We start from the raw sequence: 14,877 nt of genomic DNA on the forward strand, positions 1-14,877 counted from the left end.
CCGCCGCTTTTTTGTGCCTGAAACACCAGATGACACCGATAGACAGTTAGACTCGGCGATCCCATCAAGGACGTGAACGATGCGCACACACGGAACGTTGACCCGTTGGAACAGCGATCGAGGCTTCGGCTTCATTACTCCGGCGCGCCCCGGAGACGATGTCTTCGTGCATATCTCCGCATTCGGGAGCGGCGCGCAGGCGCCGCGTATTGGCGAGCTGATCGCGTTCGAGACCGAAGCCGGCCCGGACATGCGCCCGCGCGCGGTGCGCATCACCCGCGCCGGTGCACAGGCCGGCAAGGGTGAACCTTCCCGCCGTCGCCACGCACCGCGTGCGGCGAACAGCGGAAGTTTCCAGCTCGGGCTCGGCAAGGTGGTGCTGATGCTGCTGCTGACCGGTGGCGCGGCGTTCGCCTACCTGCAGCGCGATGCACTGAGCGAGGCGATAGCGCCCACCGCCGTGGCAGAACCGGCGCCGGCACGCTCGCCAGCCACGCCCGCACCCGCCCCCGCGCCGGCCGGTTGCGACGGTCGTACCCAGTGTTCACAGATGCGTTCCTGTGACGAAGCCACCTACGTGCTGCAGCACTGCCCCAATACCCGGATGGATGGCGACGGCGACGGCGTGCCCTGCGAGCAGCAGTGGTGCCACTGAACCGAGGTCGGCCCTCGACATGGGCCTGGCGATTCGAGCGTTGCCCTCCGGATGCCGTGGATCGCCAGCGCGGCAAGACGGATCCGATGTCGCGCACGGTGAATACCCGGCAAAGCGAAGTCCACCGGTCACCTGTCGCCATCACCCACGCAGGCGAGCGGAGGCGGCTGCAAGCGATAGTGGCACTCATCCGCCCTGGTCGCGGCCTTGCTCCAGCCATGCGCGCAGCAGGGGGCCATCGAATGGCCACGCCAGCTCGCGTCCCTGCGCGTCCCGCAGCACCGGCACCCGTGCCCCATAAACGGCCTCGAGGGCGGCGTCTTCGTCGATGAAGATGCTGAGGAAGTCGCCGGCACGCGCCTGCGCCAGCACTTCGATGGCCTGATCGCACAGGTGGCAGTCGTCGCGCTGGTACAGGGTCAGGGCCATGCAGGGGTCTCATGCTGCGCTGCAGCCGTGCCGCAAGCGCCGAACGTCTAGAATAGCCGCCTTTACGCTCACCTCTCCGGCACGCATGGCTGTCAGCACGTTCGACCTGTTCAAGATCGGTATCGGTCCCAGTTCCTCCCACACCGTGGGGCCGATGCGTGCCGCCGAGCGCTTCGTGCACCGCTGGCTGCTCGACGCGGGCCGCCTGCAGGACGTGGTGCGCATCCGCGCCGAAGTGTTCGGCTCGCTGGCGCTGACCGGTCGCGGCCACGGCACCGACAAGGCGGTGCTGCTCGGGCTGGAAGGCCACCGTCCCAACCTGATCGACCCGGACATCATTCCGGCCACGCTGGAACGCATCCGCACGAGCAAGCGTATCAATCTGATGGGCGAGCACGCCATCGGCTTCGACGAAAAACGCGATCTGCCGATGAACAAGCGGCAGAAGCTGCCGTACCACACCAACGGCATGCGTTTCACCGCCTACGACGCCGAAGACGCGGTGATCGCCACGCGCGATTACTACTCGGTCGGCGGCGGCTTCGTGGTCAACCAGGACGATGCCGCCGACGACCGCATCGTGGCCGACGAAACCCCGCTGCCGTATCCGTTCCTCAGCGGCGACGAGCTGCTGGCGCAATGCGCGCGCAGCGGCCTGAGCATTGCCGCACTGATGTTCGAAAACGAAAAGAGCTGGCGCAGCGAAGACGAGATCCGCGCCGGCCTGCGCGAGCTGTGGAATGCGATGCAGTCCTGCGTGACGCGTGGCATCCGCGAGGAAGGCACCCTGCCCGGTGGCCTGAGTGTCTCGCGGCGCGCCCCGGCGCTGTACCGCGAACTCTCGTCCAAGCCGGAAGCGGCCATGCGCGACCCGCTGACCACGCTGGATTGGGTCAACCTCTACGCGCTGGCAGTCAACGAAGAAAATGCCGCCGGCGGCCGCGTGGTCACCGCCCCCACCAACGGCGCGGCCGGCATCATTCCGGCGGTACTGCATTACTTCGATCGTTTCTGCGCAGGCGCGTCCGAGCAGCGCATCTTCGACTTCCTGCTCACCGCTGCGGCCATCGGCATCCTGTACAAGGAAAACGCCTCGATCTCCGGCGCCGAAGTCGGCTGCCAGGGAGAAGTGGGCGTGGCCTGCTCGATGGCCGCCGGCGGCCTGGTCGCTGCGCTCGGCGGCAATCCGGGCCAGATCGAGAATGCCGCGGAAATCGGCATGGAGCACAACCTCGGCCTGACCTGCGATCCGATCGGCGGCTTGGTGCAGATCCCGTGCATCGAACGCAATGCGATGGGCGCGGTGAAAGCCATCAACGCCAGCCGCATGGCCATGCGCGGCGACGGCAAGCACAAGGTCTCGCTCGACAAGGTCATCAAGACCATGCGCGACACTGGCCGCGACATGCAGGACAAGTACAAGGAAACCAGCCGCGGCGGCCTGGCGGTGAACGTCATCGAGTGCTGAGCCAACAGCACACGACGGTTGGCTGCACGTCCTTCTCTCACGAGCGGCAGAAGCCGCACAAAGCGCAGTAAGCGAATGCAAGTACGGTTGAGCGCCCTGCCCTCTCCCGCGCGCGGGAGAAGGTGCGCGAAGCGCGGATGAGCGAACGCACCAAGCGCCGGCAAGCGCTCAGCCCTTCTCCCGCCAGCGGGAGAAGGTGCGCGAAGCGCGGATGAGCGAACGCAGCAAACGCCGGTAAGCGCTCTGCCCTTCTCCCGCACGCGGGAGAAGGTGCGCGAAGCGCGGATGAGGGCGCGTGCATCGCAACCTCCCCTGGCAACGCATTCGCCAATACCACACCAGCGCCCGCCAAACGCCGCCAGCTGTACGTCCCCACCACATCCTCCGCTGTACTGTCGGACGCTGGATTCGGATGGAGATCGCGATGCGACAACTCGCTTGCACCCTTACCCTGGCCATGGCCTGCAGTCCAGTGATGGCGCAGGAAGCAAGTTATGGCCCACGCCTGGAGGGCTTCGACTACCCCCACCCGGTCAAGACCTACGCCTTCACCTCGCAACAGCAGCCACTGGAAATGGTCTACCTGGACGTTGCACCCAGCGGCGCGCCCAACGGGCGCACCGCGGTGCTGTTGCATGGCAAGAATTTCTGCGCCGCCACCTGGGAAGACAGCATCGCCGCGCTGAGCAAGGCCGGCTACCGCGTCATCGCGCCGGACCAGATCGGCTTCTGCAAATCCAGCAAGCCGGCCGCCTATCAGTTCTCCTTCGCACAACTGGCCGACAACACGCATGCGCTGTTGAAGAAGCTCGGCATCGAGCGTGCGGTGGTGGTCGGCCATTCGATGGGCGGCATGCTGGCGATCCGTTATGCGCTGATGTACCCGCACGCCACCGAACATCTGGCGCTGGTCGACCCCATCGGCCTGGAAGACTGGAAGGCCGAAGGCATCCCGTGGCGTAGCGTGGATGCCTGGTACGCGAACGAGCTGAAAGCCAGCTTCGAACGGATCAAGAAGTACCAGATGGAGGTGTACTACGCCGGCCAGTGGACACCGAAGTTCGAGCGCTGGGCGCGCATGCAGGCCGGCATGTCGCTGGGCAACGGCAAACAGGCAGTGGCGTGGAACCAGGCATTGACCTACGACATGGTGTTCAACCAGCCGGTGGTGTACGAGCTGCCCAAGCTTGCGGTACCGACTACGTTGTTCATCGGCCTCAAGGACCGCACCGCGATCGGCAAGGACACCGCCCCGCCCGAGGTCAAGGCGCGCGTCGGCGATTACGCCAAGCTGGGCAAACGCGCAGCGGCCGCGATTCCGAATGCGACGCTGATCGAGTTCGCCGACCTGGGCCATTCGCCGCAGGTGCAGGACCCGGCGCGTTTCAACGCTGCGCTGTTGAAAGCGATTGCGCGATAGTCGTGTCGGCACGCGGGAGTGGCAAGCTCGGTTGCCACTCCCAGCTGCACCGCGGTCGGCCGATACCGGGCGACCGCGGGCGCCGCCCTGCGGGGGGCCACCGCCCCATGGGAAATGACACATGGTGTCGGCACGACACGGCGCGCACCACCGTCGGCGCGGATCCACGCCAGAAGACCATCGTCGGTCAGGCTTTGGTTCCGGCCCACCGCCATCTCGCGCCCCCTCCTGGATCCAATTCCCGGCCGCCCGGAACACGCAATCGACGTTCCAGCCAGCGTCGGTAGCCGCCGCGCAGAGGGCGCACACGCCAGGTGGACGCAAACACGATGGAGCCGGCTCCGTGGCGTGATCAACCGGCCACGATCCGCAGCACGTCGTCCAGCAAGGCAGCTGCCGTCACTTCCGCACCTGCACCCGGCCCCTGGATCAGCAAGGGCTGCTCGTGGTACCGGTCGCTGCTGATGGCGACCCGGTTGTCGGTTCCCGCGCCGCCCGCCAGCGGATGCTCCAGCGCCAGCTCGCGCAGCCCCACGCTTGCACCGTGCGCATCCACGCGCCCAACGAAGCGCAGGCAACGCCCTGCGGCCCGGGCCTGCTGCCAACGCGCATTCAGCGGGGTATCGAGCTCGCCCAGCCGTGCATCCAGCTCCGCCAACGACGCACCGACGATGCTGGCCGGCACCAGCGATTCCACATGCACCTGTTCGGCCTCCAGTTGCCAACCCGCCGCGCGCGCCAGGATCAGCAGCTTGCGCCGCACGTCCTCACCGGACAGATCGATACGCGGATCCGGCTCCGTGTAACCCGCCGCCACCGCCTCGCGCACGCAATCCGAAAAGGCGCCATTGCCGTCATAACGATGGAACAGCCACGCCAACGATCCGGACAGCACGCCTTCGATCGAATGAATATGGTCGCCGCCGGCCACCAGCGCGCGCACGCTGCTCAGCACCGGCAGCCCGGCGCCCACCGTGGCACTGTCGCCGTAGTGCGCGCCATGGGCATGCCGAGCGGCATGCAGCGCCTGTGCGCGCGACAGCGCGGTGCCCTGCCCGAGCTTATTGGCGGTGACCACGTGCACACCGCGGCTCAGCCATTCCACATGCCACTGCGCAACCACATCGCTGGCGGTGGCGTCCACCAGCACATCGCCGGCGCGCAACGCCAAGGTCTCCGCCCAAGGCTGCAGGACGGCCTGACCACGCGGCGCGGCGTTGGCCTGCTGCAAGGCCTGTTCGGCGCTCACGCCGCAGTCGTGGGCGATACGCGAATTGGCCAACCAATCGAACCGGGGCAGCCGCAGCTGGCGCTGCTGCAGGGCCGAATATCGGGCGACGAAGGCGCGGCCCACGGTGCCGGTGCCCAGCAAGGCGAGTCGGGGCGTGGGCGTCACCGCCGCCTTCGCTGCACGCGGCGATGCGGGAAGGACGCTGCTCATGCGTCGACCTGTTTGCGGGCTGCACCGGCCAGGGTGGCCTCTGCACGCGCCAGACCGGCCTGCAGGTCGTCCAGCAGGTCTTGGCTGGATTCGATACCGATCGACAGGCGCAGCAACCCATCGGAAATCCCGGCCGCCGCGCGCGCTTCGGCGGTCATCGCCGCATGCGTCATCGAGGCCGGATGCGCGATCAGACTCTCCACGCCGCCCAGCGACTCGGCCAGGGTGAAATAGCGCAGGCCATCGACGAACGCACGTACCGCTGCCTCGCCGCCGTTCAGCTCGAAGCTCATCATCGCCCCGAATCCCTTCTGCTGACGCGCTGCCAGCGCGTGGCCCGGATGCGTTGCCAGCCCCGGGAAATACACCTGGTTGACCGCCGCATGCCCATCCAGCAGGGCGGCAATCGCGTCGGCGTTCTCCTGATGCACGCGCAGGCGCGCATCCAGGGTGCGCAATCCGCGCAAGGTGAGGAAGGCATCGAACGGCGAACCGGTCAGGCCCAGCGCGTTGGCCCACCACACCAACTGCTGATGCAGCTCCGCATCGCGCGCCACCACCGCACCGCCCACCACATCGCTGTGGCCATTGATGTATTTGGTGGTTGAGTGCAGGACCAGATCGGCACCGAAGTCCAGCGGCTTCTGCAGCGCTGGCGACAGGAAGGTGTTGTCCACCACGGTCAACGCGCCAACCTTCTTTGCGGCTTCGATGACGAAGCGCAGGTCTGTGATGCGCAGCAGCGGGTTGGACGGGGTTTCGATCAGCACCAGCTTGGGCGACTGCGCCAAGGCATCGGCCAGCGAACGCGGGTCGGTGAGATCGGCGGTGATCAGCGCGAAGTGGCCCTTCTTGGCCAAGGCGTTGAACAGCCGCCAGCTGCCGCCATAGGCATCGTGCGGCACCACCAGCGTATCGCCGGGCTGCAGCACCGCATTGAGCACCAGGTTGATCGCGCCCATGCCGGTGGCGGTGATCACCCCGCCCGCACCGCCTTCCAGCTCCGCCAGCGCCTCGCCCAGCAGGTCACGGGTAGGATTGCCGCTGCGGGTGTAGTCGTACTGGCGCTTGTTGCCGAACCCGTCGAATGAGAAGTTCGACGACAGCACGATCGGCGGGGTCACCGCGCCATAGGCGGTGTCGCGATCGATCCCGGCGCGCACGGCGGCGGTGGCGGCAGTACAGGGGGCGTCGGCGGGGTCACGAAAGCTCATGCGGTTTCTCCGGTGATGCGAAGGGCAGTGGTCAGGATCGCGTCGATGCGATCGATTTCTTTCAGGAAGGCGTCGTGGCCGTAGGGCGAGCGCAACACGCGAAGGCTGCCGCGCGGCCCCAGGCCTTCGACCAGGCCGACCATGTCGGCCAGCGGCACCAGGCGATCGCCTTCCACCGCGACCACCACGGTCGGCACGCGCACCTGCGCCGGATCGATGCGGTGCAGGTCGATGGATTCGGACAGGCGCAGATAGGCCGTGACCGGGGTGCGCGCCACATATTGCGCGCCGGCGGCATCGAGATAATCTTCGGCCGCCACGCGCACGCGGCCATTGATCACTTCCGGCGGCGCGTCGAAGCGCTCGCTGAATTCTTCCGGCGTGCGGTAGCTGAGCATGGCGAACTGGCGCGCCAGCGACAGGCCATGGCTTTCGGCGCATTGCAGCTGGCCCAGCGCCACCGCGCGGCGCTGCAGGGCGCGCCACGCCGCCGCGTACGGATGGGCGCGATGTGCGCCACTGACGGCGACCAGCGTGCCGACGCGAGCGGCATGCCGGATCGCGAACTGCAGCCCGACCAAGGCGCCGTACGAATAGCCGACAAAGCCGTGCAGACGCGCGATGCCCAACGCATCCAGCAAGGTGGCGATCGCATCGGCCTGGTCGGCCGTATCGATCGGCGCATCCAGCGTGCCATCGGCACCCAGGAAGTCGAACGCCAGCAGACGCCGCGAGGCAGGATCCAGCGCGCGACCGGCACCGACCAGGCCATCCACCCAGCCCTTTTCGGGATACATCTCGCCGGCCGCCAGGTGCCGATGCGCGGAGATGCCTCCGGCCACGAACACCACTGGCGCGTTGGCCGCGCCAACCAGTTCGTAGCGCAGCCGCAACTCGCGCAGCCCGGCATGTCGCATCGGCAGCGACACCACCAGTTCTCCGCGCACGGCAGCAGGCCCGGCAGTTTCGGCAGCGGGGGTTACAACGTCATCTGGAGTGGTTGGCGATGCTGTGGTCACGAGGCTCATGGCGATTTCCGGGGTGGATCGGCCATCGAGCTTCGCGGGAGCTCGCGTTCGACGTGCGCAAGGCACGATTCGAACCATCTTTCGGCGGACGCGGTGGTCCCCGCAGGATTTGGCACCAAACGCGGGCGCTTGCGCGCTCCGCTGGCTGCCCCGGCATCAAAGGGCCTGTCCCTCCGCCGGTCTCGATGGTGAGGCTACGATGCCACCGCATTTTTACGATGTCAATCGCTTCATGCGGATGGAAAGATATATTTTCATCCGATACCACCCTGGCCACCGCGCCCCCGCATACTTGCCGCCCCTGCCCCGCCTGAGCCCGACGTGCCGCACCGTGTCCTTCGCCGCGCCATCCTTGCAGGCGCCGGCCTGTCGATCCTGGCGTCCATCGGCACGCTGGCGGCCCAGCAGCGCTGGCATTGGCCGACACCGACACCGGGCGTCCCGGTACAGGCGCCGGGCATGCCGCGCGGTCCGGACACGGCGATGTCTCCGCCCGCTCCCACGTTGCTGGTGGAATGGCAGTCGCCGACCTATCTGGTCTGGGCCACCAATCCGCTGGCCGGGCCGGCGCAATTCCGCCTGAGCGCGCCAGCCAGCGACGACTACCGCGTGGTACCGCAGCTGCCCGTGGTCGCCCAATTGGCCGCGCACGAGCGTCGCCTGCTGGCCAGGCTCTACCCCGCCGGACGCCATCGGCCTACAGGCGGACTCGGCATGCAACTGGCGCTGGTACCCGGCGATGCCGAGGCGCAGCTGCAGCAGGCGCACTACCAGTTGCCCTTCCGTGATGCGCCGGTGCGGGTCGCCCAGGGCTATGGAGGGCCGTTCAGCCACCACGACGAACTCAATTGGTACGCGGTGGACTTTGCGCTGCCGCGCGCCACGCCGGTGCTTGCCGCGCGTGCGGGCACGGTGATGGATGTGCAGCAGGGCTTCGACGAGGATGGCCCACATGGCCCCGAGGCGGGCGGCGGCAACCTCGTCAGGATCCTGCACGACGACGGCAGCATGGCCATCTACGCCCACCTGGCGCCGGATGGGATCGCTGTCCGCAGCGGCCAGCGCGTGGACCCGGGCGCCCGCATCGGCAGTTCCGGCAACACCGGGTTCTCCCGCGCGCCGCATCTGCATTTCTCGGTGCAGCGCAATGTGGGAATGCGCCTGATCTCGCTACCCTTTCGCATGTCCGGGCCGGAGGGCGAGCTGCAGTTCCCGTCGCCGGCGCCTTGACCGCTCGGCATTGCGACTCCCCATTCGGAGACCGCTTCGGCGCCCGGACCCGGGCGCGCCGATCGATGCCGCTATAATCGTCGGCTTCCTCAGTTTCCGCAGGCGTCCGACCGGGCGCGCTCCCTCATGTCCGAAGTCTCCAACGAAGCCGCGCGCCGCCGCACCTTCGCCATCATTTCCCACCCCGACGCCGGCAAGACCACGCTGACCGAAAAGCTGCTGCTGTTCGGCGGTGCGATCCAGATGGCCGGCTCGGTCAAGGGGCGCAAGGCCGCCCGCCACGCCACCTCGGACTGGATGGCGCTGGAAAAGGAGCGCGGCATTTCAGTGACCTCGTCGGTGATGCAGTTCCCCTACGAAGGCAAGATCGTCAACCTGCTCGACACGCCCGGCCACGCCGATTTCGGCGAGGACACCTACCGGGTGCTCACCGCGGTGGACTCGGCACTGATGGTGATCGACGTCGCCAAGGGCGTGGAAGAACGCACCATCAAACTGATGGAAGTCTGCCGCCTGCGCGACACCCCGATCATGACCTTCATCAACAAGCTCGATCGCGAGGGCAAGAACCCGATCGAGCTGCTGGACGAAGTGGAAACCGTGCTGGGCATCCAGTGCGCCCCGGTCACCTGGCCGATCGGCATGGGCCAGCGCCTCAAGGGCGTGGTACACCTGATCAGCGGCGAAGTGCATCTGTACGAACAGGGCCGCAATTTCACCCGTCAGGATTCGACCATCTTCCCGTCCCTGGATGCGCCCGGCCTGGTCGCCAAGATCGGCGAGCAGATGCTGGCCGAGCTGCGCGACGAGCTGGAACTGGTGCAAGGCGCCAGCAATCCGTTCGACCTGGAGGCTTACCGCGCCGGCCAGCAGACGCCGGTGTTCTTCGGTTCGGGCGTCAACAACTTCGGCGTGCAACCGCTGCTGGACTTCTTCGTCGAACACGCACCGCCGCCGCAGGCGCGCGACACCACCGGCCGCCGTGTCGAAGCTACCGAGCCCAGACTGAGCGGCTTCGTCTTCAAGATCCAGGCCAACATGGACCCGCAGCACCGCGACCGCGTCGCGTTCATGCGCGTGTGTTCGGGCAAGTTCACCGCCGGCATGAAGGCGCTGCATGTGCGCAGCGGCAAGGACGTCAAGCTGGCCAATGCGCTGACCTTCATGGCCTCCGACCGCGAGATCGCCGCCGAAGCGTGGCCGGGCGACGTGATCGGCATTCACAACCACGGCACCATCTCCATCGGTGATACGTTCACCGAAGGCGAGTCGCTGTCGTTCACCGGCATCCCCAACTTCGCGCCGGAATTGTTCCGACGCGCGCGTCTGCGCGATCCGCTCAAGCTCAAGCAACTGCAAAAAGGACTGGCGCAGCTGTCCGAGGAAGGCGCCACGCAGTTCTTCCGCCCCTTGATGAGCAACGATCTGATCCTGGGCGCGGTCGGTGTGCTGCAATTCGACGTGGTCGCCTACCGGCTCAAGGACGAATATGGTGTGGATGCGATCTTCGAGCCGGTGAGCGTGACCACCGCGCGCTGGGTGCATTGCGATAACGCCAGGAAACTGGAGGAATTCCGCGAGAAGAACGCCGGCAATCTGGGCATCGACGCGGCTGGCGAGCTGGTCTACCTGGCACCGACACGGGTCAATCTGCAACTGGCCCAGGAACGCGCCCCGGATGTGCGCTTCTCGGCCACACGCGAACATGCGCACGCAAAGGCCGTCGATTGAGCCGCGCTTGAACCACAACAAGCGTACGCTACCGCCGGCGATGCGAATTGCTCGCAGTTGCGTTACCTTTTTGGCATGAATGCAGACGCTTCCCCTTCCACCGACCTGCGCGACGAAATCGCCAGTGCCGTGACCCATGGCCTGGGCGCCATTGCCGCCCTGGCCGGTGGTTCGGTATTGATCACCCTGGCCGCCATCTACGGCGATGGCTGGCAACTGGCGACCGCCATCGTGTTCAGCGCCACGCTGGTGTTGCTCTACGTCGCGTCCACGCTGTTCCATGCGATTCCGCATCCGGGCGCCAAGGCACGCTTGCAGGTGCTGGATCATTGCGCGATCTATTTGTTGATCGCCGGCACCTATACGCCGTTCACCCTGATCAACCTGCGTGGCCCCTGGGGCTGGGGTCTGTTCGCGGCCATCTGGACGATCGCTGCGGCGGGGGTGATCTTCAAGCTGTTCTTCACCGGTCGTTTCCGCCTGCTGTCGACCGCCCTTTACCTGGCCATGGGCTGGCTGATCATCGTGGCGATCGAGCCCCTGCTGCGCTCCGTCGATACCTGGTCGTTGTGCTGGCTGCTGGCAGGCGGGCTCTTCTATACGCTGGGTACGTACTTCTACCAACGCGATACGCAACGCTACTTCCATGCCATCTGGCACCTGTTCGTGCTCGCCGGCAGCGCCTGCCATTTCGTGGCGGTGATCGCGCAGGTGATGTAGCGCGCAAGGCCTCGGGCATGTTTCGCGCAGCGTGCACGAGCGATCGCCAACCATGGCGCACGTGAACACTGCGACCCGTACCACTTCCACTCGATCTTCCCGCCGGGTACGCCGGCGGCGCTGGCTGATCGGCCTGGGCATCGCTGCCGCGATCGTGGCAATCGTGCTGATCCTGTTCGACTGGAACTGGTTCCGCGGCCCGGTCGAGCGCGCGGTCAGCGCCAAGACCGGCCGGGAGTTCCGACTCGGCCATCTGGACGTGGATCTGGGACGCGTCACCACCGTGCGAGGAGAGCGGCTGCGACTGGGCAACGCCTCCTGGTCCAAACGGGGCGCGATGGCCGAGCTCGATTCCGCCGAGATCGACATCGAGTTCTGGCCACTGCTACGCGGCACGGTGCGGCTGCCGGAGATTCGTCTCGACCACCCAAGCGTGCTGCTGGAGGCCGGCAACGACAGCCACCCCGGCAATTGGGTGTTCGATGGCAACAGCGGCGATGGAAGCATGCCGCGCCTGGGGCGCCTGCTGGTCAGTGCGGGCCGGTTGCGCTACATCGACGAGGCCGGCCGATCGGATATCGACGTGGCGATCAACAGCCTGGCACCGCCACGCAGCGATCAGCGTGCGGCACCGATCGGCATCGAAGGAAAGGGCCGCTGGAAGGGTTACCCCTTCACGCTGAAAGGCGATACCGCATCGCCCCTGGAACTGAGCCAGAGCGAGCACCCCTTCCGTATCGATCTGCGCGGTCGCGCAGGTGCTACCCGCACGCATGTGCGCGGCACGCTGACCAACCCGTTCCAGTTCCGCGTCTTCGATCTGCAGATGGCGCTCAGCGGCCAGGACATGCAGGATTTGTATCCACTCACCGGCGTCGCCATCCCGTCCACCCCGCCGTACACGCTCGACGGTCGCCTGCGGCGTGATGGCGATGTGTGGCGCTACGAAAGGTTCGCCGGCACCGCCGGCGACAGCGACCTGTCCGGTACCGCCGAGATCGACCTGCGCAACAAGCGCCCTTACCTCCGCGCGGACCTGGCCTCCAGACGCCTGGATTTCGACGACCTGGCCGGCTTCGTCGGCGCCCCACCCAAGACCGGCGGCGACGAATCGGCCAATGCCGATCAGAAGCAGCAGGCCGCACGCCTTGCCGCCAGCGCGCGTCTCCTGCCTGCCACGCCGTACGACCTGTCCAAGCTGCGCGCGATGGATGCCCAGGTGCGCTGGCGGGCGCAGCGCATCAACGCACCGTCCTGGCCGCTGGATGACATGGATGCCTCGCTGAAGCTGGAAGATGGCCTGCTGCAGCTGGATCCGCTCAACTTCGGCGTGGCCGGTGGCGACATCCGCTCCACCATCCGCATGGATGCGCGCAACGCGGTCATCGCCACACACCTGAAAGCCGGTATCCGCGGCATCCGGCTGGATCGTCTGTTTCCCGATGCAACGCTCGCCAAGCAGGCGTCGGGCGCAATCGGCGGCGAGCTGGACCTGCGCGGGCGTGGCAACTCGGTCGCGGCGATGCTCGGTAGTGCCGACGGCTCGGTCGGCGTCGGCATGGGCCGCGGCCATGTCGGCAACCTGATCATGGAGCTGGCAGGCCTGGACATCGCCGAATCGCTGAAGTATCTGATCACCAAGGATCGGCAGATCCCGGTGCGCTGCATCTTCGGTGATTTCGGCGTGCAGGACGGGGTGATGCAATCACGCGCCCTGGCGTTCGACAGCACCGACACCATCATCGTCGGCGAAGGAAACATCAGTCTCAAGAACGAGACGCTCGATCTGCTGCTGCGCCCGCGCCCGAAGGACCGCAGCATCCTGAGCCTGCGCTCGCCGCTGCGCATCGCAGGAACCTTCAAGGACCCCTCGTTCCGCCCGGACTTCAAGGCGTTGGGCGTGCGCGGTGCCATTGCGGTCGCATTGGGAAGCATCGCGCCCCCGGCCGCCCTGCTGGCCACCTTCGAACCCGGCCCCGGCAAGGACAGCGATTGCGGCGGCAAGTATGCGCAGTGAACATGCTCGGCTCACCGATCGAGCCAAGGGTGCTGCGAATGCGAACGCCGACCACATCCGGTATGCGTTTGCGGTCTTCAGCGGAATGCCTCAGCTGGCGATGTAGCGCTGCAGCTGATCGATGTCGCGTTGCTGCTCCTCGATCACCGCCTTGACCAGGTCGCCGATCGAGATCACGCCCAACACGCGGCCGTCTTCGACCACAGGCAGATGCCGGAACCGGCCTGCGGTCATCAGCTGCATGCAGCGCTCAACCGTCTCCGATGGCAGCACCGTCACCACATCCGAACTCATGATCTCCGCCACGCTGGTATTGGACGAGGAACGCTCGCGCAGGACCACCTTGCGCGCGTAGTCGCGCTCGGACACGATGCCGACCAGCGTCGGCCCGTCCATGACCAAGACCGCGCCAATGCTCTTTGCGGCCATCAGCCGGATCGCTTCGATCACCGCAGCGTCGGACGCCACTGCGAATATCTCACCCTTCTTGGTTCCCAACAGCTGTCGTACGGTCTGCATGATCCGCTCCGCGCTCGGTCTGGTGTTGGCAGCCTACTCCCACCACGCCGCGCTGAGTATCGACCAGGTATAACGGACGCTGCTTCGCTTCGTCGTACAGCCTGCCCAGGTATTCGCCGATCAGCCCCAACGCGATCAACTGGATACCGCCCAGGAACAGGATCACCGACATCATCGTTGGCCAGCCGGCCACCGGATCGCCGACCAAGGCCGCCTTGACCACCACCCAGGCACCGAACGCGAAGGCCACCGCAGCAGCCATCAGGCCCAGATACGTCGCCGCGCGCAGCGGCACCGTGGAAAAACTGGTGATGCCCTCCAACGCGAAGTTCCACAGACGCCACACGGTGAACTTGCTGCGCCCGGACAGCCGTGGCGCGCGCCGATAGGGCAACGCGACCTGTCGGTATCCCACCCAACCGAACAAGCCCTTCATGAAACGGTGGCGCTCGCGCAGCTGCTGCAAGGCCTGCACCACCCGCGGCGACAGCAGACGGAAATCGCCGGTATCGGCCGGGATCGGGGTGCGTGAGAGGCGCCGGATCACCCGATAGAAGGCATGTGCAGCGCTGCGCTTGAGCCAGCCCTCGCCCTCGCGAAAGACGCGCGTGCCGAAGATGTTGTCGTAGCCGGCCCGCCATAGCGCGACGAATTCCGGGATCAGTTCCGGCGGGTCCTGCCCGTCGGCATCGAGCAGCACCACCGCGCCAGGCGCGACATGGTCCAGGCCCGCAGACACCGCGACTTCCTTCCCGAAGTTGCGCGACAAGCGCAGCGCACCCACCCGCGCATCGGCCTGCGCCAATGCCTGCAGCACGTCCCAGGTGCCATCGGTGCTGCCGTCGTCGACGTACAGCACGTGCGCGTGCAGATCGGTCAGTTCCTCAAGGACTGCGCACAGGCGCGGATGCAGCAGCGGAATGCTGGTTTCCTCGTTATAGGCCGCGATCACCACCGTCAGCCGCTCGGAAGCGGTCGGCGCCGCCTGTTCGATCCGTTGCATGC

The 14,877-nt window shown here is 66.7% G+C and carries 13 protein-coding genes and 1 riboswitch; of the genes, 7 read left to right on the forward strand and 6 right to left on the reverse strand.

Annotated elements, in window-relative coordinates:
• Positions 1-79: 79 nt before the first annotated feature.
• The gene (locus LL964_RS20075) at positions 80-655 is read left to right on the forward strand and encodes an excalibur calcium-binding domain-containing protein (RefSeq protein ID WP_104586504.1); all 576 of its coding nucleotides are present in this window, start codon (positions 80-82) and stop codon (positions 653-655) included.
• A 186-nt stretch (positions 656-841) separates the two neighbouring features.
• Here the strand turns inward: LL964_RS20075 and LL964_RS08255 are convergent, their stop codons facing one another.
• Positions 842-1,084 (reverse strand): glutaredoxin family protein, encoded by a 243-nt coding sequence (locus tag LL964_RS08255; protein ID WP_104586505.1) that lies wholly within the window; start codon positions 1,082-1,084, stop codon positions 842-844.
• Between the two features lie 85 nt (positions 1,085-1,169).
• Between LL964_RS08255 and LL964_RS08260 the strand changes: the two genes are divergently transcribed.
• On the forward strand, positions 1,170-2,552 hold the full coding sequence (locus LL964_RS08260; RefSeq protein ID WP_104586506.1) for an L-serine ammonia-lyase: 1,383 nt from the start codon (positions 1,170-1,172) through the stop codon (positions 2,550-2,552).
• A gap of 412 nt (positions 2,553-2,964) precedes the next feature.
• Entirely contained in the window at positions 2,965-3,972 is a 1,008-nt protein-coding gene (locus LL964_RS08265; RefSeq protein WP_167395240.1) for an alpha/beta fold hydrolase, read from the forward strand.
• 352 nt (positions 3,973-4,324) lie between these two features.
• Here the strand turns inward: LL964_RS08265 and LL964_RS08270 are convergent, their stop codons facing one another.
• From LL964_RS08270 to metX, 3 genes are read right to left on the reverse strand one after another with little or no spacing between them, the layout of a single operon-like run.
• Positions 4,325-5,413: a homoserine dehydrogenase family protein gene (locus tag LL964_RS08270; RefSeq protein WP_167395241.1), complete on the reverse strand. Its 1,089-nt coding sequence runs from the start codon at positions 5,411-5,413 to the stop codon at positions 4,325-4,327.
• Positions 5,410-6,627, reverse strand: coding sequence for an O-succinylhomoserine (thiol)-lyase (locus LL964_RS08275; protein WP_104586507.1), 1,218 nt, complete (start codon positions 6,625-6,627; stop codon positions 5,410-5,412). Before LL964_RS08275 ends, LL964_RS08270 begins: the two co-directional genes overlap by 4 nt.
• Positions 6,624-7,655, reverse strand: a complete 1,032-nt coding sequence (metX, locus tag LL964_RS08280) for a homoserine O-succinyltransferase MetX (protein ID WP_104586508.1) — start codon at positions 7,653-7,655, stop codon at positions 6,624-6,626. Before metX ends, LL964_RS08275 begins: the two co-directional genes overlap by 4 nt.
• 71 nt (positions 7,656-7,726) lie before the next feature.
• A riboswitch (SAM riboswitch) is annotated at positions 7,727-7,847 on the reverse strand.
• 129 nt (positions 7,848-7,976) lie between these two features.
• Here metX and LL964_RS08285 point away from each other — a divergent pair.
• The 4 genes from LL964_RS08285 (at position 7,977) to LL964_RS08300 (ending at position 13,353) form a co-directional block, all read left to right on the forward strand.
• Positions 7,977-8,885, forward strand: coding sequence for a M23 family metallopeptidase (locus LL964_RS08285; RefSeq protein WP_425478145.1), 909 nt, complete (start codon positions 7,977-7,979; stop codon positions 8,883-8,885).
• A 126-nt stretch (positions 8,886-9,011) separates the two neighbouring features.
• The gene (locus LL964_RS08290; RefSeq protein ID WP_104586509.1) at positions 9,012-10,616 is read left to right on the forward strand and encodes a peptide chain release factor 3; all 1,605 of its coding nucleotides are present in this window, start codon (positions 9,012-9,014) and stop codon (positions 10,614-10,616) included.
• Positions 10,617-10,691: 75 nt separating this feature from the next.
• Positions 10,692-11,336 carry a PAQR family membrane homeostasis protein TrhA gene (trhA, locus tag LL964_RS08295; protein ID WP_104586510.1) on the forward strand — a complete coding sequence of 215 codons (645 nt, stop codon included), beginning with the start codon at positions 10,692-10,694 and terminating at the stop codon, positions 11,334-11,336.
• 52 nt (positions 11,337-11,388) lie between these two features.
• Entirely contained in the window at positions 11,389-13,353 is a 1,965-nt protein-coding gene (locus LL964_RS08300) for an AsmA family protein (protein WP_167395242.1), read from the forward strand.
• 90 nt (positions 13,354-13,443) lie between these two features.
• Here LL964_RS08300 and LL964_RS08305 read toward each other — a convergent pair whose 3' ends face one another.
• Positions 13,444-13,872, reverse strand: a complete 429-nt coding sequence (locus tag LL964_RS08305; protein ID WP_104586511.1) for a CBS domain-containing protein — start codon at positions 13,870-13,872, stop codon at positions 13,444-13,446.
• The gene (locus LL964_RS08310) at positions 13,832-14,875 is read right to left on the reverse strand and encodes a glycosyltransferase family 2 protein (protein ID WP_104586512.1); all 1,044 of its coding nucleotides are present in this window, start codon (positions 14,873-14,875) and stop codon (positions 13,832-13,834) included. The genes LL964_RS08305 and LL964_RS08310 overlap by 41 nt, the downstream gene beginning before the upstream one ends.
• Between the last annotated feature and the right edge of the window lie 2 nt (positions 14,876-14,877).

The sequence above is a fragment of the Xanthomonas melonis genome (assembly GCF_020783655.1).
Classification (GTDB): domain Bacteria; phylum Pseudomonadota; class Gammaproteobacteria; order Xanthomonadales; family Xanthomonadaceae; genus Xanthomonas; species Xanthomonas melonis.